Genomic DNA, 21,604 nt, shown 5'->3' with positions numbered 1-21,604 from the left:
GGCCGTCCCGGATTCCCGGGGCGGCCTCGGCCGCGTCCACCGGCCGGGCCGGGAAGGGGTTCCGGGGCCGGCCGGCTGGGCAGGGTCGGGAGTGAACGAATGTCTTCACCGGATGGGGAGTTGCGAGTTGAACGACGCGATCAAGCACGGCGAGGTCGAGGTGAACGGCGTCCGGCTGCACTACGCGGAGCAGGGCGAGGGGCCGCTGGTCCTGCTGCTGCACGGCTTCCCGGAGAGCTGGTACTCCTGGCGGCACCAGTTCACGCCGCTCGCCGAGGCCGGGTACCGGGTCGTCGCGCCGGACCAGCGCGGGTTCGCCCGCAGCGAGCGGCCCGAACGGGTGGACCAGTACACCCTGCTGCACCTGGTCGGCGACGTGACGGCGCTGATCGGCGCGCTCGGCGAGGAGCGCGCGGTCGTGATCGGACACGACTGGGGCGCGCCGGTGGCCTGGGCCACCGCGGCGCTGCGGCCGGACCTGGTGCGCGGGGTCGCCGGGCTGAGCGTGCCGCCGCTGCCGGTGGGCGGGCCGCCGCCGCTGGAGGCCGCCCGGGCGGCCTTCGGCGAGGGCTTCTACCAGGTCTACTTCCAGGAGCCCGGCCGGGCCGACGCCGAGCTGGCCGCGGACGTCCGGGCCAGCCTGCGCCGCATCCTGTGCGGGAAGTCTCCGGACGGCACGCCGCGGGTGTGGGTCGTTCCCGAGGGCAAGGGGCTGCTGGACGGCATCCCGGAGCCGGAGCGCCTGCCGGACTGGCTCACCGAAGCGGACCTCGACGCCTTCGAGGCCGACTACGCGCCGCACGGCGGGAAGGCCTTCACCGGCGGGCTCAACTGGTACCGCAACCTCGACCGCAACGCCGAACTGCTGGCCGCCTTCACCGGGGTGACGGTCGACGTGCCCGCGCTGTTCGTGGTGGGGGAGCAGGACCTCGTCAACGCGATGGTCCCGCGCCCGGTGCTCGACCACCTGCTGAGCCGGGTGCCCCGGCTGCACGGCCACGTCCGGCTGCCGGACACCGGGCACTGGACGCAGCAGGAGCGTCCGGCCGAGGTGAACGCGGCGCTGCTGGACTTCCTGGCGCACCTGGACAAGTAGCCGCCGTACCCCTCCGGTCCGCCCCCGCCGCCGAGCCGCGCGCCGGGGGCGGGCCCGCCGAAGCCCTAGACGGGCAGCAGGCGGGCGATCAGTTCGCCCAGGCGGCGGGCGTTGCGGCAGGAGTGCATCTCCACCACGCCCGCGTAGGCGAGGGCGGCCGAGTCTCCGGTCGGCCAGAGCGAGGGCTGTTCGGGGTTGAGCCAGAACACCCGCCGGGCCCGGCCGGCGATCCGGCGCAGCGCCTCCAGGTTGGGGTCGCGCCGGTTGTTCCTGGCGTCGCCGAGGACCAGCACGCAGGTGCGCGGGCCGACGGCGTCCAGGTGCCGCTCGGCGAACTCGCCGAGCGCGGAGCCGTAGTCGCTGTTGCCGTGGTAGCCCGTCACCTTGGCCTCGGCGAGGATCCGGGCGGCCAGCCGGGCCGGGTCGTCGCCGGCCCGGAGCAGGCCGGTCACCTCGGCGGTGCGGTTGACGAAGGCGAACACCCGGACCTTGCTGAACTGCTCGCCCATCGCCTGCACCAGCAGCATGGTGAAGTCGGCGAAGCCGGCGACCGAGCCGGAGACGTCGCACAGCAGCACCAGCTCCGGGCGGGCCGGGCGGCGCAGCCGGTACGCGGGGCGCAGCGGTACGCCGCCGGTGCCCAGGGAGCGGCGCAGGGTACGGCGCAGGTCGATCTCGCCCCGGGCGGCGCGGCGGCGTCGGGCGGCCAGCCGGGTGGCCAGTTTGCGGGCCAACGGGTGGACGGTGCGGCGCAGTTCGGCGAGCTGGTCGCGGCCGGCGTACAGGAAGTCGACCTGATCGGCGGTCGGGGCGACGGCGCGTTCGGCGATCCGCTCGGGGCCGCGCAGCTCGGCGACCCGGCGGCGGGCCTCGCCGGCCGCCATGGCGCGGAAGTCCCGGATGCGGCGGCGGACCTCGTCGGCGAGCACCCGGTCGGAGAGGTCGGGGGCGTCCTGCCGCTCGCGCAGGGCGGCCAGGACGCGGGCCAGCAGCGTCTCGGGGGAGAGCCGGCCGAGGGCCTGCTGGGCGGACCAGCCGTCGGATCCGGGCGTGGCAGCGGCGCCGTACCGGCCGAAGGCCTCCACCACCTCGCCGGCCAGCCGGGCCTGGGCGGCGCGGTCGTCGTCGGCGAGGGCGGCGGCGAGGCGCTCGCGCAGCTGCTCGCGCAGCGGGTCGGGGCGGCCGAAGCGCGGCGGTTCGGGGGCGTCGGGGACGGGCGGCGGGTCGGCCCGGACGGCCTCCGGGGTGCCGACCCCGAGCGGGAAGAACAGGTCGAAGGCGGCGTCGAAGACGGTCCGCTGACCCTCCGAGCGCAGCAGGGCGGCGGCCAGGCCGGCCCGCATCCGCTCGCGGTCGGCGAAGCCGAGGACGTCCAGGACGGAGGCGGCGTCCACCGTCTCGGCCGGGCCGATCCGCAGGCCGTGCCCGCGCAGGGCGCGGACCAGGCCGGTGAGGCGGGCGGCGGTGTCGGCGCCGGCGGGCGTGGTCACGCGAGGGAGAGCTTCCGGGCGGCCTCGCGGACGTCGTCCTGGTGCTTGAGGATCACCCCGAGGGTGTCCCGCACGACCCTCTCGTCCAGGGTGCCGGCGCCCAGGGCGAGCAGGGTGCGGGCCCAGTCGATGGTCTCGGCGACGGACGGGGCCTTGCGCAGCTCCATCGCGCGCAGCGCGTTGACCACCCGGACCAGCGACTCGGCCAGCGTGTCGTCCAGCCCGGGCACCTTGAGCCGGACGATCCGGCGCTCCAGCTCGGCCTCGGGGTAGTCGAGGTGGAGGAAGAGGCAGCGGCGGCGCAGCGCCTCGGAGAGCTCGCGGGTGGCGTTCGAGGTGAGCAGGACGAAGGGGCGCCGGCTCGCGGTGATGGTGCCCAGCTCGGGGACGGTGACCTGGAAGTCGCTGAGCACCTCCAGCAGCAGGGCCTCCACCTCGACGTCGGCCTTGTCCATCTCGTCGATCAGCAGCACGGTCGGTTCCTCGCCGCGGATCGCGGTGAGCAGCGGCCGGGTGAGCAGGAACTCCTCGCCGAAGATGTCGGTGCGGGCCTCCTCCCAGCCCTCCTCGCGGCCGGCGGTGATCCGCAGCAGCTGCTTGGCGTGGTTCCACTCGTAGAGCGCGCGGGACTCGTCGATGCCCTCGTAGCACTGGAGCCGGACCAGCCGGGCGCCGCCGATCGCGGCCACGGCCTTGGCGAGTTCGGTCTTGCCGACCCCGGCCGGGCCCTCGACCAGCAGCGGCTTGCCGAGCCGGTCGGCGAGGAAGACGGTGGTGGCCACGGCGGTGGAGGCCAGGTAGCCGGTGGCGGCCAGCTGTTCGGCGGCGTCCGCCACCGAGGTGAAGAAGCCCGTGCCGTTGTCGCTCATCAACCCGCCCCGTTCCGGTTCGCCGTCTCCGTGCGGCGCCACCCTACCGGCCGGTCACTTCGCTGTCTCGGGAGTGCGGCGTGCCGCGTCGGGGCGGGCAGGCGGGCCTGGTGCGGCGGGTGCGGGTGCGGGTGCGGGTGCGGCACGGCGGCGTGCGGTCCCGGTGAGGGTGCCGCACGCCGCCGCCGTCTGTCGTCCGTCGTCACGCCGGGCCGCGCGGGCCCGGGTGTCAGTTGACGAAGAGGACCGGGCTGCCGGCGACGGAGCTGTCGACGACCGGGCCGTAGGTGGCGCTGAAGTAGCCGGTCGAGAAGCACAGGCCCGGGCCGGAGACCAGGGTGAACGGCTGGCCGGAGAAGCCGATGGTGTTGCCGGTGTTCGAGGTGGTGCCGTTGATCCCGGTGCTGTTCTGGTAGTTGCAGCTGATGCTGCCCAGGATGGTGTTGAGCACCACGGTGGTGCCCATCGGGCCGGCGGCGCCGGGGGTGAGGGCGACCGGGTTGCCGGGGGCGTCGCTGACCGTGTTGGTCCACGGCAGGTTGGTGACAGTGATGCTCTTGACGCCCGTGACGCCCACGACGTTGGAGGTGCAGGACCCGAAGGTCTGGGTGTCGAGCCGCTCGACGGCGCTGCCCGGGGCGGCCGGGTTGGCGGTGACGGTCGCCGAGAAGGAGGAGGCGGCGCACTTGACGCCACTCGTCCCGGTGGCGCTGCTGTAGAAGGTCGCGTAGGTGCCGGAGACCAGGTTGGCGGTCAGCACGTCGCCGACGGCGACGGCCGGGCCGCTGGAACTGCCGGTGGTCAGGACTGCCGAGCCGGCGGCCTGTGCGGGGGCCACGGCCGCGCCGGTGAGGGCGAGCGAGGCGAGGGCGGCGGTGGCGAGGGTGCGGCTGATGCGCATGAGGGTGCCTCTCTCCGTCCGGTGGACGGGTGGGGGAAACCCCGCGTGCGGGTGTGGTGGTGTGCACGGCGGGGGAGGTGCATGGCGTGCCTGGGGCTCGTACCGGAAGGGCTCGTACCGGTGGCCTCGGCTCGACGGTTCTTCGGCTCGACGGCTTCGGCTCGACGGCTTCGGCTCAGGCCGAGGGGCGGGCGGGCCCGGCGCCACGGGCCCGCCCGTACGGTACGGCGGTGCGGTCGTACGCAAGGAGGGGCGTACGGCGGTGCGGCCTTGCGGTGGAACTGCGGTGCGGTGGTGCGGCCTTGCGTACGGACAGCGGCGTGGAACACCGCGGTGCCGCGCGTTCGGTCGGGGACGTGCGGCGCCGTGGCGGCACGTCGACGGCTGCCACCGTCGCGGTCCCGCCTCCGCCGTGCTCCCGTGACCTGGGCGTTTCGCCCGGGCCCGGCGGAGCCCCCGGAGGTCCCGGCCGGTGAGGGCCTGCTCGCCCACCGGTTGGAAACCTGTCAGTGTTGTAAACCCGGTGTTACGTCAATGTCAATACAGGACACAGGAGTTGGTGATGGACCAAAACTACCTCCGCGGAGCCGACGTGGTCCTGCTGCCGGGTGCCCGGACCGGCCGTGATCCGGCCCGCTCGATCAAGCCGGGCCCGCGCCGGCTGCCCGCCGGCGTGGTCGCCGCGACCCAGCGCGAGCGGCTGCTGGACGGCCTGGTGCAGACCGTCGCCGAACGCGGCTACCAGCACGCGACGATCAGCGACATCTGTCGCGCGGCGGGCGTGACCAGGCCGGTCTTCTACGAGCTGTTCAGCGGGAAGGAGGACGCCTTCCTGGCCGCGCACCGGTACGGCACGGGTGTGGTGATCCGGCGGATGGCGGAGGCCTTCGCGGCCGAAACCGACTGGTGCCGGGGCATCCGCAAGGGGCTCGGCGTGATGCTCCAACTGCTCTCCGGTACACCGGCGTTCGCGAAGATGGCGGTGATCGAGATCGAGGCGGTCGGCCCGGCCGGCCGCTGGGAGCGGGCCCAACTGCTCACCAGGTTCCGGACGTTCTTCACCGATGTGCCCCAACTTCCGGGCGGCGTCGAGTCGAAGGAGATGGTGGACGCGGTGGTGGGTGGCGTCTACAGCACGATCTACCGGCGGATCGACTCCGGCCGGACGGAACAACTGCTCGACCTGTTGCCGGTGTTGAGCATGTTCTGCCTGTCGCCGTTCCTCGGACCGGCGGAAGCGGCCGAACGGCTGGGTGTACGGGACTGGCCGAAGCGGGTCGCGGATTGGTGAAGATCCTTCGTTCACGTGTATTGACCCGGCCAATACCGGGCAGTAGCTTCCCAGTTACTTACCGCGCGCCGACCGGATCCGCCCCGCTGCCGAGGGGCGGACGGCCCGGTCGCGCCGGGGAACGCTGTCCGCGCCAGGACAACGTGCCAGTGCCTGCACACCCATTCCATCCACAGGGAGCACACATGGCCATGTCCGAGGACGCCGCCACCGCGGCCGACACCCCGCAGACGCCGAGCGCGCCGAGAAGAGGCCGGGTTCGGATCAAGCGCACCGCCCTGATGGCCGTACCGGCCGTCGCGGCCGGCGGTGTCCTGATGGCGCTCACCGCCCAGGGCGTGCTCGCCGCCCAGTTCTCCATCTCCGGCATGCCGTTCACCATCACCGCCGACAAGCTGGAGGGCCAGGGCTTCGCGCAGTTCGGAGCGCTGGACTCGATGATCCCCGACAGCCCCAACGCGGGCTCCACCGGCGGCCAGGTGCTGGTCGCGGTGTCGGCGATCAAGAAGGCCGAGATCACCAACCTGTGCCAGAGCGTCGACCTCGGCGGTGTCAACCTGGTGATCCACGCGGGCGATGCCGGCACCCCCGTCTCCGCCACCGACCTCACCACCGACTCCGACCTGCTGTCCGGGGACGCGGAGTTCAACAACATCGAGATCGGCGGCGACGCCAGCACCTTCACCAAGGCCGGCCCGGTCGGCAAGGGCGGAGCCGGCGTGTTCGGCCAGCAGGCCGACACCGTCAAGCTGACCCACCTGAACCAGCACAACTACGCGAGCACCGCCGTCGGGTTCAAACTGCCGAACCTGCGGCTGAGCTTCAGCTCCACGGGCTGCTGAGCATGGCGGAGTCCGTACCGGAGCAGGCCGGAACCGGCGAGGGCGCCGCGGCACGGGCCGAGGGGGTGGCCGCCCAGGGGACGGCGGCCGCGCCCGCCCAGGCCGCGACGGACCCCGTCGCCGAGCCCGCCGCACGCCCGGCCAAGCGCGACTGGCGGGGCGGGCGACCGTTCTGGGGCGGGCTGCTGGTGACGCTCGGCGGGGCCGAGATCCTGTTCACCCTGAAGGCCCCGCTGCCCGTCATCCTGCACATCGGGATGCAGGGGCTGGCCGGGTACCTGGTCCCGGCGGTGATGCTGCTGTGCGGCCTGCTGATCCTGTTCAACCCGGCTCAGCGGCTGTTCTACTCCATCATCGCCGTGCTGGCCTCGCTGGCCACCTGGCTCACCTCGAACCTGGGCGGCTTCGTGATCGGGATGATGCTCGGGGTGATCGGGTCCTGCCTCACCTTCGGGTGGCTGCCCGACCAGCCGCTGCGCCAGGGCCGGCAGCGGCGGCTGGAGCGCCGGGAGGCGCGCCGGGCCGGAGTCTGACGACGGCGGTGCCCCGGGTCCTGGTGGTAGGAGAGCACCGGGGCGCGGGGCGCCTCTGCCGCGGTCCCGTCCTTTCCCGGCACCCCGTTCCGCGCGGACGGTCCCGTCCCTTTCCGCGCGGATCCGCGCGCGGTGGCCGAGAACCCTCCCGGTCCGCGCGTACCACCGCAAGGGGTCGTTGGTCCCGGGTCCGTCCGGGGCGATCGGCCCTTCTCGTGTCCGGCCGCCCGGCAGTTCACTGGGCGGGACATGGACAACAGCAGCAGCATGAGCACTGGCACCGCCACCGCCACCTCCTCCGCCGAGTACGACCGCCTGATCGCCCGCCATCACGCGATGCGCCTGCGACGCCAACTCCTCGCCCCCTCCACCTCGGCCGGCGGCGACCTCGGGTGCAGCGCGTACGGCGAGGACGGCGGCTACGACGGCGCCGCCGACCAGCACCTGATCAGGCGCGACCTCGACCTGATCTCCCCGCTCGCGGACCTGATCGACCACCTCTACCTGGTGATGTTCAGCCACCGCCCGTTCCTGCGATCGCTCTTCCCCGCCTCGATGGAGTTCCAGCAGCTCCACCTGGAACGGATCTTCCACCACCTGATCGACCACCTCGACCGGCCGGCCGAACTGGAGCGGACGCTCCGCCAGCTCGGCCGTGACCACCGGAAGCTGGGCGTCCGGCCGGTGCACTACGAGGCCTTCGAGGAGTCCCTGTGCGCGGCCGTCCGGCACCGGGCCGGCGAGCGCTGGACCGAGGAGCTGGAGGGCGCCTGGGTGCGGATGCTGCGCTTCGCCGTCGGCGCGATGGTGGCCGGCGCCGACTCCGCGCTCACCGAACCCCCGTACTGGCACGCCGTGGTGACCGGCCACGAGCGGCGCCGCCCCGACCTCGCCGTGCTGCGGGTGCGCACCGGCGAGCCGTACCCGTACCGCGCCGGGCAGTACGGCACCGTCGAGCACCCGGCGCTGCCGCACACCTGGCGGCAGTACTCGATGGGCTGCGCCCCGCGGTCCGACAACGAGCTGGAGTTCCACGTCCGCCGCACCGGCCCCGGCGGGGTCAGCTCCGCGCTGGTCGAACACACCTCCGTCGGCGACCGGCTGCGCCTCGGCCCGCCGCGCGGCAGCCTGCTGCCCGACGGCGACGCCCGGGACCTCCTGCTGGTCGCCGGGGGCACCGGGCTCGCCCCGATGAAGGCGATCGTCGAGGAGCAGTCCGCCCACCGGCCGACCGGCCGCCGGGTCCACCTGTTCGTGGGCGCCCGGGACCGCGGCGACCTCTACGACTGGCAGGCACTGGCCGACCTCGGCCTGCACAAGCCGTGGCTGAGCGTCACCCCGGTCACCGTCGGCGAACTCGCCGACGCCGTCGCGACGGCCGGGGACTGGCGCGAGCACCTGGCCTGCGTCACCGGGCCGGTCGGCATGGTCGGCTCGGTCCGCACCCGGCTGGCGGAGGCCGGGATGCCGCCGACGCAGGTGCGGTTCGACCAGGCGCTCTTCGGGTGACACCCGTGCTGCCGGCGGTGCCCGTGCTGCCGGTGACGCGGTCGGTTCCGGTGCCGCCCGAGCGGGCGGCACCGGTACCCGGTCAGCGGAAGCAGTAGGAGTCGGAGGAGGCGTCGCCGCCCGCCAGGTGGGTCTGGTGGACGCGCAGGCCCCGGAAGTCCGTGCCGTGCGGGAAGAAGCGCTCGTCGACGCTCAGCCCGCCCGCCACCGGGTCGGCGTCCAGCTTGACCATCCAGGGCTCGATGCCGTCCGGGTAGAACTGGTCGTCCCAGGCGCCGTAGAGCGAGTTGGTGAGGTAGACCCGCCGGCCGTCCCGGCTGAGCTCCACCATCTGCGGCGCCCCGCTCAACGGGCGGTCGGGCTCGGCCGGGTGCGGGGTGCGGGCGGCGATCCCGCCGAGCCGCACGGAGCCGGTCGGCCGGGGGTGGAACGGGTCCGAGACGTCGTACTGGAACAGCTCGCCGGTGCCCCACGCGGACACGTACAGCCAGCGGTCGTCCACCGACAGGTTGATGTCGGTGACCAGGGGCGGCACCGCGCCGAACGGCTGCAGCGCGGGCGGCAGTTGATCGGCCTTCGCCGGCTCGGCGGGGATCTCGATCACCTTGCGCGCGGTGAACGCCGCCCCGTCCCGGTACCAGAGCCAGACCGAGGAGGACAGGTCCTCGACGTTGGTGACGACCCCGGCGAAGCCCCACTCCGCCTGCGGGTCGTGCGCCGGGCGCAGCTCCAGCACCATCTGGTACTGGTCGCCGAGGTCCACCCGCTGGAGGTGGCGGCCGGAGTCCAGCTCCCAGAAGTGCAGCGCGTGGCCGTACTTCCGCCCGAGCAGGAGCTCCGGCACCACGCCGTCCTCGACCATCCGCGGCGTTCCCCACTCGCTGGTGATGCCCACGTTGGTGCCCAGGTGCCACCAGACGTCGTAGGCGAAGTGCTGCGGGCCGCGCTCGGTCTCCCAGGCGCGCAGCACGTCGAAGGTGGTGTGGTCGAGCAGCGCCACCCCGCCCGGGCCGTCGTCGCCCTCGGCGCCGCCCAGGCAGGAGAGGAACACGCCGTCGGGGCCGCAGTGCAGGGTGTGCGGGCGCGAGTAGCCGGCCTTCGCGGCGAGTTCCTTCGCCTCGATCGTCTTGACCAGCCGCGGGCGGACCGGGTCCGGCCGGGTGTCCAGCACGTGCAGCCGGGAGGAGCGCAGCCCGGGCAGCAGCAGGAAGCGCCGCTCCGGGTTCTCGTGGCAGGCGTGGGCCAGCGCGCTGGAGCAGGCGTTCCACCCGAAGTGGTGCAACTCGTCTCCGAGCGTGGGGAGTTCGGCGAAGTTCAGGACCTTGCCGTAGCTCGCCGAGTCCGGATCGGTGTCGACGCTGAGCAGCGCGTCCGGCCGCCGCCCCGCCCGGTCGAACCCGGCGACGTACGCCAGCTTCTCCGGCGGAGCCGCGATCGCCTCGGCGGCCGAACGGTAGAGCGACGGATCGGTATGCCCGTGCTGCATGCAAACTCCCCAACTCGCCTGGTCTGTCCGGGAAGCGTTCCACAGAACCACCGGCGCACAGCAGGCGCACGAGGGGCGGACGGCTACCCTTGCGGGGTGCACAACAGCATTCGAGGCGGGGCCTTCCACGCCCCGGTCGTCCAGACGGACACCGCACACGTGTCCCTCTCCGCCCGGCCGCCGACCATCGCCGGACTGCCACCGCTCACCACCGCCTTCACCGGGCGCGACCGGGACGTCGCGGAGCTGCGGGCGCTGTTGGCCTCGGACGGCCCGTCGACGGTGACGGTCACCGGCCTCGGCGGCAGCGGAAAGACGACGCTCGCGATCGCCGTCGGCCACACGCTCCTGGACGCCGGGCACTTCTCCGCCGCCCTCTTCGTCGACCTCCGCGGCTACGACGACACCCCGGTGGAGGCGGGCCGGGCCCTGGAAACCCTGCTCCGCGCCCTCGGCGTCCCCGCCGAGCACATCCCCCCGGACCCGGAGACCCGCGCCGCCCTCTACCGGGACCGGCTGGAACGGCACGGCGGCACCGTCCTCGTCATCGCCGACAACGCCTCCGCCGCGGACCAGGTCCGCCTCCTGCGACCCCCTTCCAGCGGGCACCGCCTGCTGGTCACCTCCCGGGAGACCCTGCCCAGCCTCGGCGCCCGCCTCCACCGCCTCGGCGTCCTCGACGCCGAGGCGGCCGTAGCCCTCCTCGACGCGGCCGTCCGCACCGCCCGCCCGGACGACGACCGCGTCACGGCGGACGCCGGCGGCAGCCACCGGATCGCGAAGTCGTGCGGGTACCTGCCGCTCGCCCTGAAGCTCGCCGCCGCCCAGCTCGTCCTCGACCGGCACCTGCGACCGGTCGAGCTCGCCGACGACCTGGTCCACGGCACCAGCCGCCTGGACCTCCTGCACGACGGCGAGACCGGGATCCGCCGCACCATCGACCGTTCCTACCGCCGCCTCACCCCCGAGCAGGCCGAGCTCTTCCGCTTCCTCCCGATCTGCGTCGGGCACGACGTGTCGACCGAGGCCGGCGCGGCGCTCGTCGACCGCGGGGTCCGGGAGACCCGGGCCCTGCTCGCCCAACTGGCGGGCGCGGCACTGATCGAGCAGAGCCCCGCAGGCGGCCGGTGGTCCATGCACGACCTCGTCAGGTTCTACGCCCTGGAACAACTGGGGGAGGACCTCGAACTCGGCGCGCGCGGGCTGAGCCGGCTCACGGAGTACTACGTGACGACCGCGCACGCCGCCAACCGGCGGGTCGCGTCGAGGCCCGACCGGCCGGACGCCGGCGTCTTCACGGAACCGGCCGCTGCCGTGGCCTGGTTGGACCGTGAACGGGCGAACATGGTGGCCCTGACCCTGGGGATGGCACTCGTCGGCATCCACCGGGGGGTGCTCCGCCTCTCGCCCGTCGTGATGCCCGGGTTGATCCGCAGCGGCAGCGCCGAGATGGCGATCGCCATCTCGGAGGCCGCCCTGCGGGCCGTGGGTTCCGCCGGCTCCGGGGCCGACGCGTCCGACGAGGCGAGCGCCTGGAACGACTACGGGATCTCGCTGCGCCTCGCGGGGCGCGCCGAGGAATCGGTCGAAGCCCACCGGCGGGCCCTCGCCGTCGCGGCCGGCCGTTCCGGCCCGTCGGGCTCGTCCGGTTCGTCGGGTCGGCTGGTCGCCCTGTTCAACCTGGGCGAGGTGCTCAGGACGGTCGGCCGCCCCGAGGAGGCCCTCGAACCCCTCGAACACGTCCGTGCGATCTGCCGGGACCACGAGGACCGGTACTGCGAGGCCGAGGCCTGGAAGAGCACCGGAGCGGCGCTCCGGGCACTGGGCCGCGACGACGAGGCGGCCCGGGCACTGGACCGCGCCTCCCGCATCCACCCGGCCCCGGGTGCGCCACCGGCACACGCCCACGAGCGGACCGGCCGGTGACACCCCCACCGCCGAGCGCCCCGCGGCTACCGGCCGGTATGGTCGGGGGTGGAACAGGCGGTCACCTGCCGTACGGGCAGGCGGAACAGAGAACGGGTGCGGCGAGCAGATGGAGTTCCGTGAAGACATCCTGGGTGCCCCCTACGAGGCCGCCGAGCTGACGCTGCGGCCCGACGACGAGGGCCCCGTGTGCGCGACGCTCGTCCGCCGGGTGGTGCCCGGGTCGGAGCGGGCCGTGCTGTACGTCCACGGGTACAACGACTACTTCTTCCAGACCAACCTCGCGGACCACTACACCGCGCTCGGGTTCTCCTTCTACGCCCTCGACCTGCGCAAGTACGGCCGCTCCCTGCGCCCGCACCAGTCGCCGAACTTCGTCCGCGACCTCGCCGAGTACGACGAGGAGATCGACGAGGCGGTCCGGATCATCCGGGAGCTGGACGGGCACCGGCAGCTGCTGCTGAACGGGCACTCCACCGGCGGGCTGATCGGAGCCCTGTGGGCCGGCCGCCGCGCCGGGCGCGGGCTGGTGGACGGGCTGTTCCTCAACTCGCCGTTCCTGTCCATGCCGGCCTCCCCGGCCGTACGGACCATGGGCGGGCCGGCCGTGACCGCGCTCGGCCGGCTCGCGCCGACCCGCGTCCTGCCGTCCGCGCTCAACCCGCACTACACCCACAGCCTGCACAAGGACCACCGGGGCGAGTGGGACTTCGACCTCACCCTCAAGCGCCCCGAGAGCTTCCCGCTGTACGCGGGGTGGCTGTCGGCGATCCACCAGGGCCACCGGCGGCTGCGGCACGGCCTGGGAATCGACGTGCCGGTGCTGCTGATGGCCTCCACCCGGTCCATCTCCACCACCACGTGGCACAACGCGCTGCACCACGCCGACGCCGTGCTGCGCGCCGACGACATCGCCGCGCAGGCGCCGCGGCTGGGCCGGCACGTGACCGTCGTGCGGATCAAGGGCGGGATGCACGACCTGGTGCTGTCCGGCGCGGAGGCCCGCGCCGAGGTGTTCGCCGAGCTGGACCGCTGGCTCGCGGCCTACCTCGACGTCGAGGCCGTCGACGCGCGCCCCGCCGGGGAGCACGCGTGACCTCCGAGCGGGATGCCCTCCCCGACGGGGCCGAGGCGCACGACGGGGCCAAGGCACATGACGAGTACGACAAGTACGACGAGCACGACGATCCGGATGACCCGGATGACCCGGATGACCCGGACGAGCCGCTGCCGGTCGGGCGGTCGACCGACCTGGGCTTCGCCAAGCTGATGCCCGACCTCGACCGGGACGGCGGCTGGCTGCTCACCCTGGACGGCACCCCGCAGTCGTACGTCGACCTCGCCGACCCGACCCACCTGGAGTTCGAGTACACCCGGCGCCTCGGCCACCTCGCCGACGCGCTCGCCCCCGCCGGGCAGCCGCTGGACGCGCTGCACCTCGGCGGCGGCGCGCTCACCCTGCCCCGCTACCTGGCCGCCACCCGGCCCGGCTCGCGGCAGCGGGTGGTCGAGGTGGACGGGCCGCTGCTGGAACTGGTCGCCGAACAGCTGCCCTGGCAGGGCCCCGGCGCGGACATCACCGCGACCGTCGGCGACGCCCGGACCGCCCTCGCCGACACCCCGGCCGGCTCCCAGGACCTGGTGATCGCCGACGTCTTCCACGGCTCGCGCACCCCCGCCCACCTCACCTCGGTGGAGTTCCTGCGGCTGGCGGCGGCCGCGCTGCGCCCCGGCGGCTGCTACGCGGCGAACCTGGCGGACGGCCCGCCGCTGGCCTTCGCCAAGGCACAGGCGGCGACGGTGCGGGCGGTGTTCCCGCACGTCTGCCTGGTGGCGGAGGCACCGGTGCTGCGCGGCCGCCGGTACGGCAACATCCTGCTGGTCGGCTCGACGGCGCCGCTGCCGGTGGCCGAGCTGACCAGACTGCTCGCGGGCGACATCTTCCCGGCCCGGCTCACCGAGGGCGACGACCTGGCGGAGCTCGTCGGCCGCACCGCCCCGGTCACCGACGCCGAGGCCACCGACTCCCCGCCCCCGCCGGACGGCGCCTTCAGCATCGGCTGACACCGCGCCCGTCGGCCCGGCCGCGGAAATCCGCTGGTCCCTCCCCGCGCACCGCCGCTAGCGTGCGGGGACGACCGGGGAGGTGGGACGGGTGCGGCCTCTGCTGCTGGACGTCGACGGGCCGCTGAACCCGTGCGCGGCGAAACCGTACCGGCGGCCCGACGGCTACGAGACCCACCGGCTGATGACGCCGCGCTGGCAGGCCGCCGAGCGCCACCGCCTCACCGCCTGGGGCCTGCCCCACAAGGCACCGAAGCCCCTGCGCGTCTGGCTCAACCCGGCCCACGGCCCGGCCCTCGCCGCGCTGCCCTTCGACCTGGTCTGGGCGACGACCTGGCAGGAGGAGGCGGACGCCTTCATCGCACCCCTGCTGGGGCTGCCGGCCCTGCCGCACATCACCTGGTCCGAGCCGCGGCCCGACCCGGAGGACGGGGTGTTCTGGAAGACCCCGGAGATCGTCGCCTGGGCGCGCGGCCGCCCGTTCGCCTGGGTCGACGACCTGATCACGGACGCGGACCGCGCCTGGGTCGAATCCCACCACCGGGGCCCGGCCCTGCTCCACCACGTCGACCCGGGGACCGGCCTGACCGCGGACGACTTCGCCCGCCTGACCGCCTGGTCCCGCGCGCTGGCGTGACGGCGCGCGACCGCCTGGTGCCAGCGGTCGCATGCGTCGCGGGTGAGACCTTCGTATGCGACAACTCGCCTGAGGGTGAAGCGAGTTGAAAGGAGGGATGAACGCTCGTGCGCGAGGGCATCATGAAGGCGGCCGCCGATCGCCCTCTGCGTGGGAGTGGGGCTGTGTGGAGCAGGTTCCGAGTGCCGTTCACGTTCTTGCTCATTCTGTTCACGGTGATCGTCACTGCCCTCATCCTCCACGTGCCCGTGCCGACCGGCCATGATCGATCAGATGATCCGGGTCACTCCGACCGGCCCGTCTACCGGCCCCCGGATCCTCCGCCGCCCCCGGTGCCTCCGCCGCCCGCACCGTGGCCGGGGTGGCCGGGGCCGCCGCCGTGGCAGGTGTACCGGTAGCCGTCCTTCGGCGCCGCACCTGATGCCCGACTCGAAGGGCGCCCCGGCGGAAGCGCCCTTCGAGTCACCCCGTTCTCCTCAGCGCCCTCTGAATGCGACTAGCGCCGCGCGCGATCCGGGTCGGTCATTCGTCCTGTTCGTGCGGGGAATTCTGTTCCGTGGCCTCGACCGGGTCAGGGACATTTCCTCAGGGAGCTGGCTTTGTTGTCGAAACCATAGGGGCTGAGATTGCCGTACCAGCCCGCCGGAACTGTCAGTCCGTCCCCCTGGTAATTCGTGCCGTCATAAAGGCACCACAAAGCTCCCGTCCGGTTCCAGACCGAGGAGATGTTGTTGTTCATGCCGAGGTTGGCGAGGTTGGCGTCGCCCGCCTGGAAGCGGGCCATGGTGCTGGTGCCGCCGGTGCCGGTCCAGACGCAGAACCAGTTGGCGGGGCAGTCCCCGTAGGCGGTGACCGAGGGGCCTTCCTCCGGGGGTGCGGTGGACGCCTGGGCGGCGGGCACAGAGGTCATCAGCCCGGCCGCAACGAGCCCCAGTGTGGCGCAGAATCCTGCGAGTCTTCGCATGGAGTCGGTCCTTTCCTTCGGTTGACGCAAGGCCGGGAGGTCGGCCTTTGCCTCGCTCTCCGTATGCGTGACCTTGCTGACCGGAAGAAATACCCTGGAAATATGCTGATTTTCGCGTGGATCGACCACCTTCACTCGAACAGGCGGCCACTCGCTCGACCAGATTCGTTCGTAGCCAAATTGCTCCGCGGGCGAGTTTGCCTGGGTCTGTATCCGTTGTGAGCCGGCATGGACAGCCCGGGCCGGGCCCGGGGGAGCGCGCATCGGCCGCGGGTACGTTCCGGCCGCTCGTCAGGGGGAGGGGTCGGGACGGAGTGACGCGATCCAGGACGCGAAGTCCGCGGACTCGACGTCGAAGCCCTCGGGGCCCAGGTCGCCCAGGTCCGAGGAGTACACGGCGGAGCGCGGGTCGCCGGCGCGCAGGAGGAACCCGCGGCCGCCGCTGTCGTCGCCGATGAGGACGAAGCCCGGTGCGTACTGCGCGACGTCGTAGGTGGCGTTGCGCTCGCCGATGCACCCGGCCGGGTACACGGTGACGCCGGCGTCGGTCATCAGACCGTCCGTCACCTTCCACAGGGCCGCCAGCGGCGCCGGGAGCCCCGGTTCGAGTTCGGCCCGGGCGCGCGCCACGTCGGCCGGTGCGGCGGCCGTCGACCCGGGGTGCGGTTCTGCCATGCGGATGTCACTCCTCCCGTCCCGCCGGGCTCGCGGCCGCGGGCATCCGGATCGGCCTCGGCCGTCATGACGTGTATCGGCCGTCATGACGTGTACGGGAACGGAGGCTGTCACCGGGGCCGGTTCCCGGGCAAGTCGCGTGCGCCGCCGGTCCGGTGCCCGGTCGGCACCGAACCGTCCCCGCCGGTCGTGCCGGTGGTGGGCGTCAGGCCCGCTGGAGCGGGGAGCGGGGAGCGGGGAGCGGGGAGCGGGACGGGCCCGCCCGGCGCGTGTCGTCCTCTGCGCGCCCCCTCGCGCCGGTCGGCGCGTCGGCGGATGGGGACATCCGGGCGGGGTGTCAGAATCGGCGGGTTCATGCCCATGACGGGAACGGGCTGGGCGCGCGACGGGACCACGTCCGAAGGAGCGAACGATGAGTGGCGACGGGGAACGGCCGGAGCTGGCGCCGGTGCCGGAGACGGCGCTGTGGACGCTGTGGCACCGGGCCGTGGAGGCGCGGCGGCCGGACACCGTGCTGCCGGACCCCAAGGCGGTCGAGCTGGTGGAGCGGATCGACTACCCGTTCGCGGCACGGTTCGGGGAGAACGCCCTGGTGAGCCAGCTCCAGGCGCTGCGGGCGGCCTGCTTCGACCGCGAGACCGCCGACTTCCTGACCCGCTGTCCGCGCGGCACCGTGGTCGGGCTCGGGGACGGCCTGGAAACCCAGGCCTGGCGGGTCGACAACGGGCGGGCGAGCTGGCTGTCGGTGGACCTGCCGGAGACCGCGGCCCTGCGCGGTCGGCTGCTGCCGCCGGACGAGCGGCACCGGATCGTGGCCCGTTCGGCCACCGACCAGGCCTGGATGGACGAGGTGGACCCGGCGAACGGGGTGCTGATCAGCGCCGCGGGGCTGCTGATGTACCTGCGCCCGCCGGAGGTCCGGGCCCTGATCGCGGCCTGCGCCGAGCGGTTCCCCGGCGGGGCGCTGGTGCTGGACGCGGTGCCGCGCTGGTTCAGCCGGCGGGCCGTCGAGGGCAAGCTCCGGGACCGGCACTTCCAGGCGCCGCCGATGCCGTTCGGGATGGACGCGGACGAGCGCGGGGGGCTGGTCACCGCGCACCCGAGGGTCACCGACGTGCGCGAGGTCTACCCGGAGGGCGCGCGCTGGCCGGTGAGCGCTGTGCTGCCGGTCGCGCGCTGGATCAAGCAGCGCCCGTCCGTGGTCGCACTGCGTTTTGCCGAATCTTGAAGAAACGCCGGAGGACCTGGAACCATGGTGTGGGGGCGTACGTCGTAACCACGGGTGATCGGCCGGGGGGACAGGCCGCCCGGCACGTTAGGCTCGCTCCGGGGGAGCGGCCGGCGTGCCGCCATCGGACGAACTGCCGGGACGGGCACGCGGCTCCAGGGGGAGCGCGGCCGGTCCCGTCCTGCCACGGAGGGACTGGCCTTGCACATCGACGCCTGGATCGAGGGGATTCCACCGACGGCGGTGTACGCCGTGATCGGTCTGATCATCGGGTTCGAGTCGCTGGGCATTCCCCTGCCCGGCGAGATCGCCCTGGTGACGGCGTCCCTGATGGCCGTCAAGGGTGTGGTGAGCCCGTGGGGCGTCGCGATCTGCGCGATCGCCGGCGCGATCATCGGTGACTCGATCGGCTACTCGATCGGGCGCAAGGGCGGCAAGCCGCTGTTCGAGAAGCTGGGACGCAAGTTCCCCAAGCACTTCGGGCCCTCGCACCTGGCCACCGCCGAGCGCTCGTTCCAGAAGTGGGGCATGTGGGCGGTCTTCTTCGGCCGCTTCATCGCCCTGCTGCGCATCTTCGCCGGCCCGCTCGCGGGCGCGCTGAAGATGCCGTACTGGAAGTTCCTGATCGCCAACGTGCTGGGCGGCATCGTCTGGGCCGGCGGCACCACGCTGCTGGTCTTCAAGGTCGGCAAGGCCATCGAGCCGTGGCTGGCCCGGTTCTCCTGGGCGGGCCTGGGCGCGGCCCTGGTGATCGGTCTGCTCTCGGCCTGGATCATGAAGCGCCGGGCCGCCAAGACGCACGCCAAGATCGAGGCGGAGGAAGCGGCCAAGGCCGCCGCCGCGGCCAAGGAGCCGGTCGCCGACTGACGCCCTCCGGCCGGCCCCTCCGGCCGGTCGTCCACCGCCCCTCCCGGCCGGCCCCCTCGGCCGGTCGTCCACCGCCCTCGTGGTGCCCTCGGGCCCTCGGAGTAGCATCGGCCGGGTATCCGCCGATCTTGCACTCTGGAGGGCCCGATGTCTTCGCAGCCGACGTGGGACGCCGTCGACGCGTACTTCTCCGAGCGGCTGGTGGGCCACGACCCCGCGCTGGAGGGTGCCACGGCCGCCGCCGCGGCGGCCGGGCTGCCGGAGATCGCGGTGGCCCCCACCCAGGGCAAGCTGCTGCACCTGCTGGCGCTGACCCAGGGCGCGAAGCGGATCCTGGAGGTCGGCACGCTCGGCGGCTACAGCGCGATCTGGCTGGCCCGGGCGCTGCCCGCGGACGGCACCCTGCTCACCCTGGAGCTGGACCCCCGGCACGCCGAGGTCGCCCGGGGCAACCTGGCCGCCGCCGGGCTGGCCGGAGTCGCCGAGGTACGGGTGGGCCGCGCCGCCGACTCGCTGGCCGAGCTGGTGGAGCAGGGCGTGGAGCCCTTCGACCTCGTCTTCATCGACGCCGACAAGCCGAGCAACCCGGAGTACTTCCGCCGGGCGCTCCAGCTGACCCGGCCCGGCTCGCTGATCATCGTCGACAACGTGGTGCGCGGCGGCGCGGTCGCCGACGCGGACAGCACCGATCCGGCGGTGGTCGGCACCCGGGCGCTGCACGACCTGATCGCGGCCGAGCCGAAGGTCACCGCCACCTCGGTGCAGACCGTCGGCAGCAAGGGCTACGACGGCTTCACCCTGGCCCGCGTCCAGGGCTGACCGCGCGAGCCCACCCCTCTCGCTTCCACCCCCCTCACCTGCCATTCAATCGTCATCGGAGAACGGAGACATCGTGCGGATCGGACTGCTGGGAACCGGCCCCTGGGCGGAACGGGTGCACGCGCCCGTCCTGGCCGAGCACCCCGGGCTCGAGTTCACCGGCGTCTGGGGCCGCCGACCGGAGGCGGCCGAGGCGCTCGGCGCCGCGCACGGCGTGCCCGGGTACGCCGACCTCGACCGGCTGCTGGCCGAGGTGGACGCGGTCTCCATCGCGCTGCCGCCGACCGTGCAGGCGGGCCTCGCGGTGCGGGCCGCCGAGGCCGGCTGCCACCTGCTGCTGGACAAGCCGGTCGCGCTGACCGTGCCGGATGCCGAGGCCGTGGCCGAGGCGGTGCGCGAGCACAAGGTCGCCTCGGTGGTCTTCTTCACCGTGCGCTTCGGCGGCGAGCAGATGCCGTGGATCGAGCGGCAGTCGGAGCTCGGCGGCTGGTTCACCGGCCGCTCGGACTGGCTCGGCTCGGTGTTCGCCCCCGGCAGCACCAGCCCGTACGCGGCCTCGCCCTGGCGGGTGGAGAAGGGCGCGCTGTGGGACGTCGGTCCGCACGCGCTGTCCGTGCTGCTGCCGGTGCTGGGCGACGCGACCCGGGTGACGGCGGAAGCCGGCCCGCTGGACACCGTCCACCTGGTGGTCCGGCACGCCGGCGGCGCCTCCAGCACGCTCGCGCTCAGCCTGACCGCGCCGCTCGCGGCGGGCGGGACGGGCATGGAGCTGCGCGGCGAGCACGGCGTGGTGCAGCTGCCTCCGCGCGGCGAGGGACCGGCCGCCGCGCTGCACCGGGCCCTGGACGCCCTGCAGGCCTCGGCCGCCTCCGGTGAGCCGCACCCCTGCGGGGTGGACTTCGGCCTGCGGGTGGTGGAGATCCTGGTCGGCGCGGAGCGCTCGCTGGCGACCGGCGGGCCGGTGGACGTCTGAGCGGGAGCCGCCGCTGACGGCGGCGGCTGCGGCAGGGCCCGGTGCGGATCTTCCTCCGCACCGGGCCCTGCCGCGCTTCCGGTGTTCCCCGCGTCTCCCGTCCCTCCCGCGCCTTTCCCGTGCTTCCAGTCCCTCCCGCGCCTCTCCCGCTCCTCTCCCGCGTCTCAGACCGGCGGCAGCGGCGGGACCGAGGACGGGCGGCGGTCGGTGGGGCGGGCCGGCGGGACGACCGGGGCGCGGAAGTCGCGCGGGCCGGTCCACAGGGCCGGGACGGCGTCGCTGCGGCGGGCCAGTTCGTACGCCAGGGCCTCGTAGTTGACCCGCCAGCCGTGGAAGTGCGCCCAGGCCTCCTCGACCGGGCGCTCGCGCGGGAAGCCCGCCGCGGTGATCATCGCGACGGCGCCCAGGAACTCGGCGTAGGTCAGCCGGATCGGGACGTCCGGGTCCGGGTCCGCGTCGAAGTCGAACCGCAGCGAGCGCGCGATGTCACGCATGGCGGTGAAGCCGGCCCGGAGCACCAGCCGGGCCTCGGGCGGGGCCGAGCGCGGGCACAGCGCCAGGTGCAGGGCGGCGGCGTCCATCACGGCGATCAGCCCGACCACCCAGCTGCGGTTGGGCTGGGGGGAGCGGAAGGCGAGCAGCACCGGGTAGTTGGAGTGGCTCTCGCCGATGTCGGCGGCCAGCCGCTCCCAGTCCCGGTAGAGCTGGGGGAGTGCGGTCTCGGTGTCCACCAGGGACTGGCGGGCCAGCAGTTCGGGGCCCCAGGCGGGCTCGCCGGCCCGGGACTGCAGCAGCGTCACCTCGGTCTCGCGGCGCTGGTAGGCGGCGTAGAGGGTCGGCAGGTAGGAGATCTGGAGGGCGATGACCAGCGGCCCGCTGGCGGCCGCCAGGAAGTCGATGGCGGAGAGCTGGAGCCGCTCGCCGCTGGCGAAGCCGAGGGTGAACAGGCTGGACCCGGCCTCGCGCACGGACACCGACCAGCTGAGCTCGGAGGTGCCGTGCAGCAGCAGGGTGTAGGCGACCAGCATGCAGCCCAGCCAGACGCCGAGCATGCCCAGCAGCACCAGCGGTGCCAGCCAGGTGAGCACCCGGTCCTGCGCGTGGTAGCCGCGGGACGGCCCGGCGGACAGCCGCAGCAGCGTGCGCAGCACCCGCCAGAGTCGCATCACCAGCGCCGAGTAGAGGCCGCGCGGAACGACCAGCGTGCGCAGGATGCTGCCGACGACCAGTAGGAGCAGCAGGGCGCCGAGCGCGGTCTGGATCATCCTCATGGCGCCATTCTGGCGGCAGGTCGGGGCTGCCGCGGACCGGTTCCGTCGCGGGTCGCCCGGCCGCGGGCCGTCCGTCCCGGGTTCGCCGCCCCGTCGGCTGCCCAGCCCCCGCCCGCTGCTCCGCCGTCCGTCCCTTCACCCACCGCCCGTCCGGGCCCGGGCG

The 21,604-nt window shown here is 73.9% G+C and carries 20 protein-coding genes; 13 read left to right on the top strand and 7 right to left on the bottom strand.

Annotation, left to right across the window (positions count from 1 at the left end; genetic code table 11):
• Window positions 1-127 precede the first annotated feature (127 nt).
• A complete protein-coding gene (locus tag AB0E96_RS06470) occupies window positions 128-1,096 on the top strand; it encodes an alpha/beta hydrolase (protein WP_359819314.1) in 969 nt (322 codons plus the stop codon).
• A 65-nt stretch (window positions 1,097-1,161) separates the two neighbouring features.
• On the opposite strand, the gene AB0E96_RS06465 is transcribed toward AB0E96_RS06470, so the two are convergent.
• From AB0E96_RS06465 to AB0E96_RS06455, 3 genes are all read right to left on the bottom strand, one after another.
• Window positions 1,162-2,586, bottom strand: a complete 1,425-nt coding sequence (locus AB0E96_RS06465; protein ID WP_359819311.1) for a VWA domain-containing protein — start codon at window positions 2,584-2,586, stop codon at window positions 1,162-1,164.
• Window positions 2,583-3,455, bottom strand: a complete 873-nt coding sequence (locus AB0E96_RS06460) for a MoxR family ATPase (RefSeq protein WP_359819308.1) — start codon at window positions 3,453-3,455, stop codon at window positions 2,583-2,585. Before AB0E96_RS06460 ends, AB0E96_RS06465 begins: the two co-directional genes overlap by 4 nt.
• A gap of 229 nt (window positions 3,456-3,684) precedes the next feature.
• Window positions 3,685-4,356, bottom strand: coding sequence for a Tat pathway signal sequence domain protein (locus AB0E96_RS06455; protein ID WP_359819305.1), 672 nt, complete (start codon window positions 4,354-4,356; stop codon window positions 3,685-3,687).
• Between the two features lie 562 nt (window positions 4,357-4,918).
• Between AB0E96_RS06455 and AB0E96_RS06450 the strand changes: the two genes are divergently transcribed.
• The 4 genes from AB0E96_RS06450 (at window position 4,919) to AB0E96_RS06435 (ending at window position 8,531) form a co-directional block, all read left to right on the top strand.
• Window positions 4,919-5,647, top strand: a complete 729-nt coding sequence (locus AB0E96_RS06450; protein ID WP_359819302.1) for a TetR/AcrR family transcriptional regulator — start codon at window positions 4,919-4,921, stop codon at window positions 5,645-5,647.
• A 185-nt stretch (window positions 5,648-5,832) separates the two neighbouring features.
• Window positions 5,833-6,489 (top strand): DUF6230 family protein, encoded by a 657-nt coding sequence (locus AB0E96_RS06445; protein ID WP_359819299.1) that lies wholly within the window; start codon window positions 5,833-5,835, stop codon window positions 6,487-6,489.
• 2 nt (window positions 6,490-6,491) lie between these two features.
• Window positions 6,492-7,022 (top strand): DUF6114 domain-containing protein, encoded by a 531-nt coding sequence (locus AB0E96_RS06440; RefSeq protein WP_359819296.1) that lies wholly within the window; start codon window positions 6,492-6,494, stop codon window positions 7,020-7,022.
• Window positions 7,023-7,289: 267 nt separating this feature from the next.
• Window positions 7,290-8,531, top strand: a complete 1,242-nt coding sequence (locus AB0E96_RS06435) for a globin domain-containing protein (RefSeq protein WP_359819293.1) — start codon at window positions 7,290-7,292, stop codon at window positions 8,529-8,531.
• An 82-nt stretch (window positions 8,532-8,613) separates the two neighbouring features.
• On the opposite strand, the gene AB0E96_RS06430 is transcribed toward AB0E96_RS06435, so the two are convergent.
• A complete protein-coding gene (locus AB0E96_RS06430) occupies window positions 8,614-10,017 on the bottom strand; it encodes a selenium-binding protein SBP56-related protein (protein ID WP_359819290.1) in 1,404 nt (467 codons plus the stop codon).
• A 96-nt stretch (window positions 10,018-10,113) separates the two neighbouring features.
• On the opposite strand from AB0E96_RS06430, the gene AB0E96_RS06425 reads away from it, so the two are divergent.
• The 4 genes from AB0E96_RS06425 (at window position 10,114) to AB0E96_RS06410 (ending at window position 14,644) form a co-directional block, all read left to right on the top strand.
• On the top strand, window positions 10,114-11,943 hold the full coding sequence (locus AB0E96_RS06425; protein WP_359819287.1) for a tetratricopeptide repeat protein: 1,830 nt from the start codon (window positions 10,114-10,116) through the stop codon (window positions 11,941-11,943).
• Window positions 11,944-12,052: 109 nt separating this feature from the next.
• Window positions 12,053-13,039: an alpha/beta hydrolase gene (locus tag AB0E96_RS06420; RefSeq protein ID WP_359819284.1), complete on the top strand. Its 987-nt coding sequence runs from the start codon at window positions 12,053-12,055 to the stop codon at window positions 13,037-13,039.
• Window positions 13,040-13,212: 173 nt separating this feature from the next.
• On the top strand, window positions 13,213-14,007 hold the full coding sequence (locus AB0E96_RS06415; protein WP_359819335.1) for a fused MFS/spermidine synthase: 795 nt from the start codon (window positions 13,213-13,215) through the stop codon (window positions 14,005-14,007).
• Between the two features lie 91 nt (window positions 14,008-14,098).
• Window positions 14,099-14,644, top strand: a complete 546-nt coding sequence (locus AB0E96_RS06410; RefSeq protein ID WP_359819281.1) for an HAD domain-containing protein — start codon at window positions 14,099-14,101, stop codon at window positions 14,642-14,644.
• A gap of 571 nt (window positions 14,645-15,215) precedes the next feature.
• Here the strand turns inward: AB0E96_RS06410 and AB0E96_RS06405 are convergent.
• Complete coding sequence (locus tag AB0E96_RS06405) at window positions 15,216-15,743, bottom strand: peptidase inhibitor family I36 protein (RefSeq protein ID WP_359819278.1); 528 nt, start codon at window positions 15,741-15,743, stop codon at window positions 15,216-15,218.
• Between the two features lie 156 nt (window positions 15,744-15,899).
• The gene (locus AB0E96_RS06400; RefSeq protein ID WP_359819275.1) at window positions 15,900-16,283 is read right to left on the bottom strand and encodes a hypothetical protein; all 384 of its coding nucleotides are present in this window, start codon (window positions 16,281-16,283) and stop codon (window positions 15,900-15,902) included.
• Window positions 16,284-16,695: 412 nt separating this feature from the next.
• Between AB0E96_RS06400 and AB0E96_RS06395 the strand changes: the two genes are divergently transcribed.
• The 4 genes from AB0E96_RS06395 to AB0E96_RS06380 all read left to right on the top strand — a co-directional run bounded on the left by AB0E96_RS06395 (window position 16,696) and on the right by AB0E96_RS06380 (window position 20,170).
• Window positions 16,696-17,511 carry a class I SAM-dependent methyltransferase gene (locus AB0E96_RS06395; protein ID WP_359819272.1) on the top strand — a complete coding sequence of 272 codons (816 nt, stop codon included), beginning with the start codon at window positions 16,696-16,698 and terminating at the stop codon, window positions 17,509-17,511.
• 201 nt (window positions 17,512-17,712) lie between these two features.
• A complete protein-coding gene (locus tag AB0E96_RS06390; RefSeq protein ID WP_359819269.1) occupies window positions 17,713-18,378 on the top strand; it encodes a DedA family protein in 666 nt (221 codons plus the stop codon).
• A 147-nt stretch (window positions 18,379-18,525) separates the two neighbouring features.
• Window positions 18,526-19,197 (top strand): O-methyltransferase, encoded by a 672-nt coding sequence (locus AB0E96_RS06385; RefSeq protein ID WP_359819266.1) that lies wholly within the window; start codon window positions 18,526-18,528, stop codon window positions 19,195-19,197.
• Window positions 19,198-19,270: 73 nt separating this feature from the next.
• A complete protein-coding gene (locus AB0E96_RS06380) occupies window positions 19,271-20,170 on the top strand; it encodes a Gfo/Idh/MocA family oxidoreductase (RefSeq protein ID WP_359819263.1) in 900 nt (299 codons plus the stop codon).
• A gap of 164 nt (window positions 20,171-20,334) precedes the next feature.
• Here the strand turns inward: AB0E96_RS06380 and AB0E96_RS06375 are convergent, their stop codons facing one another.
• Window positions 20,335-21,441, bottom strand: coding sequence for a hypothetical protein (locus AB0E96_RS06375; protein WP_359819260.1), 1,107 nt, complete (start codon window positions 21,439-21,441; stop codon window positions 20,335-20,337).
• Window positions 21,442-21,604 lie beyond the last annotated feature (163 nt).

Source organism: Kitasatospora sp. NPDC036755, assembly GCF_040636595.1.
Lineage (GTDB): Bacteria > Actinomycetota > Actinomycetes > Streptomycetales > Streptomycetaceae > Kitasatospora.
The sequence above is the reverse complement of the archived record's forward strand: the minus strand, read 5'-3'. Positions and strand labels throughout refer to the sequence as shown.

Excerpts from the sequence above, each read along its gene's own strand:
- AB0E96_RS06395 (WP_359819272.1), top strand. The coding sequence starts at position 16,696 with ATGAGTGGCGACGGGGAACGGCCGGAGCTGGCGCCGGTGCCGGAGACG.
- AB0E96_RS06375 (WP_359819260.1), bottom strand. The coding sequence starts at position 21,441 with ATGAGGATGATCCAGACCGCGCTCGGCGCCCTGCTGCTCCTACTGGTC.
- AB0E96_RS06460 (WP_359819308.1), bottom strand. The coding sequence starts at position 3,455 with ATGAGCGACAACGGCACGGGCTTCTTCACCTCGGTGGCGGACGCCGCC.
- AB0E96_RS06445 (WP_359819299.1), top strand. The coding sequence starts at position 5,833 with ATGGCCATGTCCGAGGACGCCGCCACCGCGGCCGACACCCCGCAGACG.
- AB0E96_RS06385 (WP_359819266.1), top strand. The coding sequence starts at position 18,526 with ATGTCTTCGCAGCCGACGTGGGACGCCGTCGACGCGTACTTCTCCGAG.
- AB0E96_RS06450 (WP_359819302.1), top strand. The coding sequence starts at position 4,919 with ATGGACCAAAACTACCTCCGCGGAGCCGACGTGGTCCTGCTGCCGGGT.
- AB0E96_RS06420 (WP_359819284.1), top strand. The coding sequence starts at position 12,053 with ATGGAGTTCCGTGAAGACATCCTGGGTGCCCCCTACGAGGCCGCCGAG.
- AB0E96_RS06430 (WP_359819290.1), bottom strand. The coding sequence starts at position 10,017 with ATGCAGCACGGGCATACCGATCCGTCGCTCTACCGTTCGGCCGCCGAG.
- AB0E96_RS06455 (WP_359819305.1), bottom strand. The coding sequence starts at position 4,356 with ATGCGCATCAGCCGCACCCTCGCCACCGCCGCCCTCGCCTCGCTCGCC.
- AB0E96_RS06400 (WP_359819275.1), bottom strand. The coding sequence starts at position 16,283 with ATGGCAGAACCGCACCCCGGGTCGACGGCCGCCGCACCGGCCGACGTG.
- AB0E96_RS06415 (WP_359819335.1), top strand. The coding sequence starts at position 13,213 with ATGCCCGACCTCGACCGGGACGGCGGCTGGCTGCTCACCCTGGACGGC.
- AB0E96_RS06440 (WP_359819296.1), top strand. The coding sequence starts at position 6,492 with ATGGCGGAGTCCGTACCGGAGCAGGCCGGAACCGGCGAGGGCGCCGCG.
- AB0E96_RS06435 (WP_359819293.1), top strand. The coding sequence starts at position 7,290 with ATGAGCACTGGCACCGCCACCGCCACCTCCTCCGCCGAGTACGACCGC.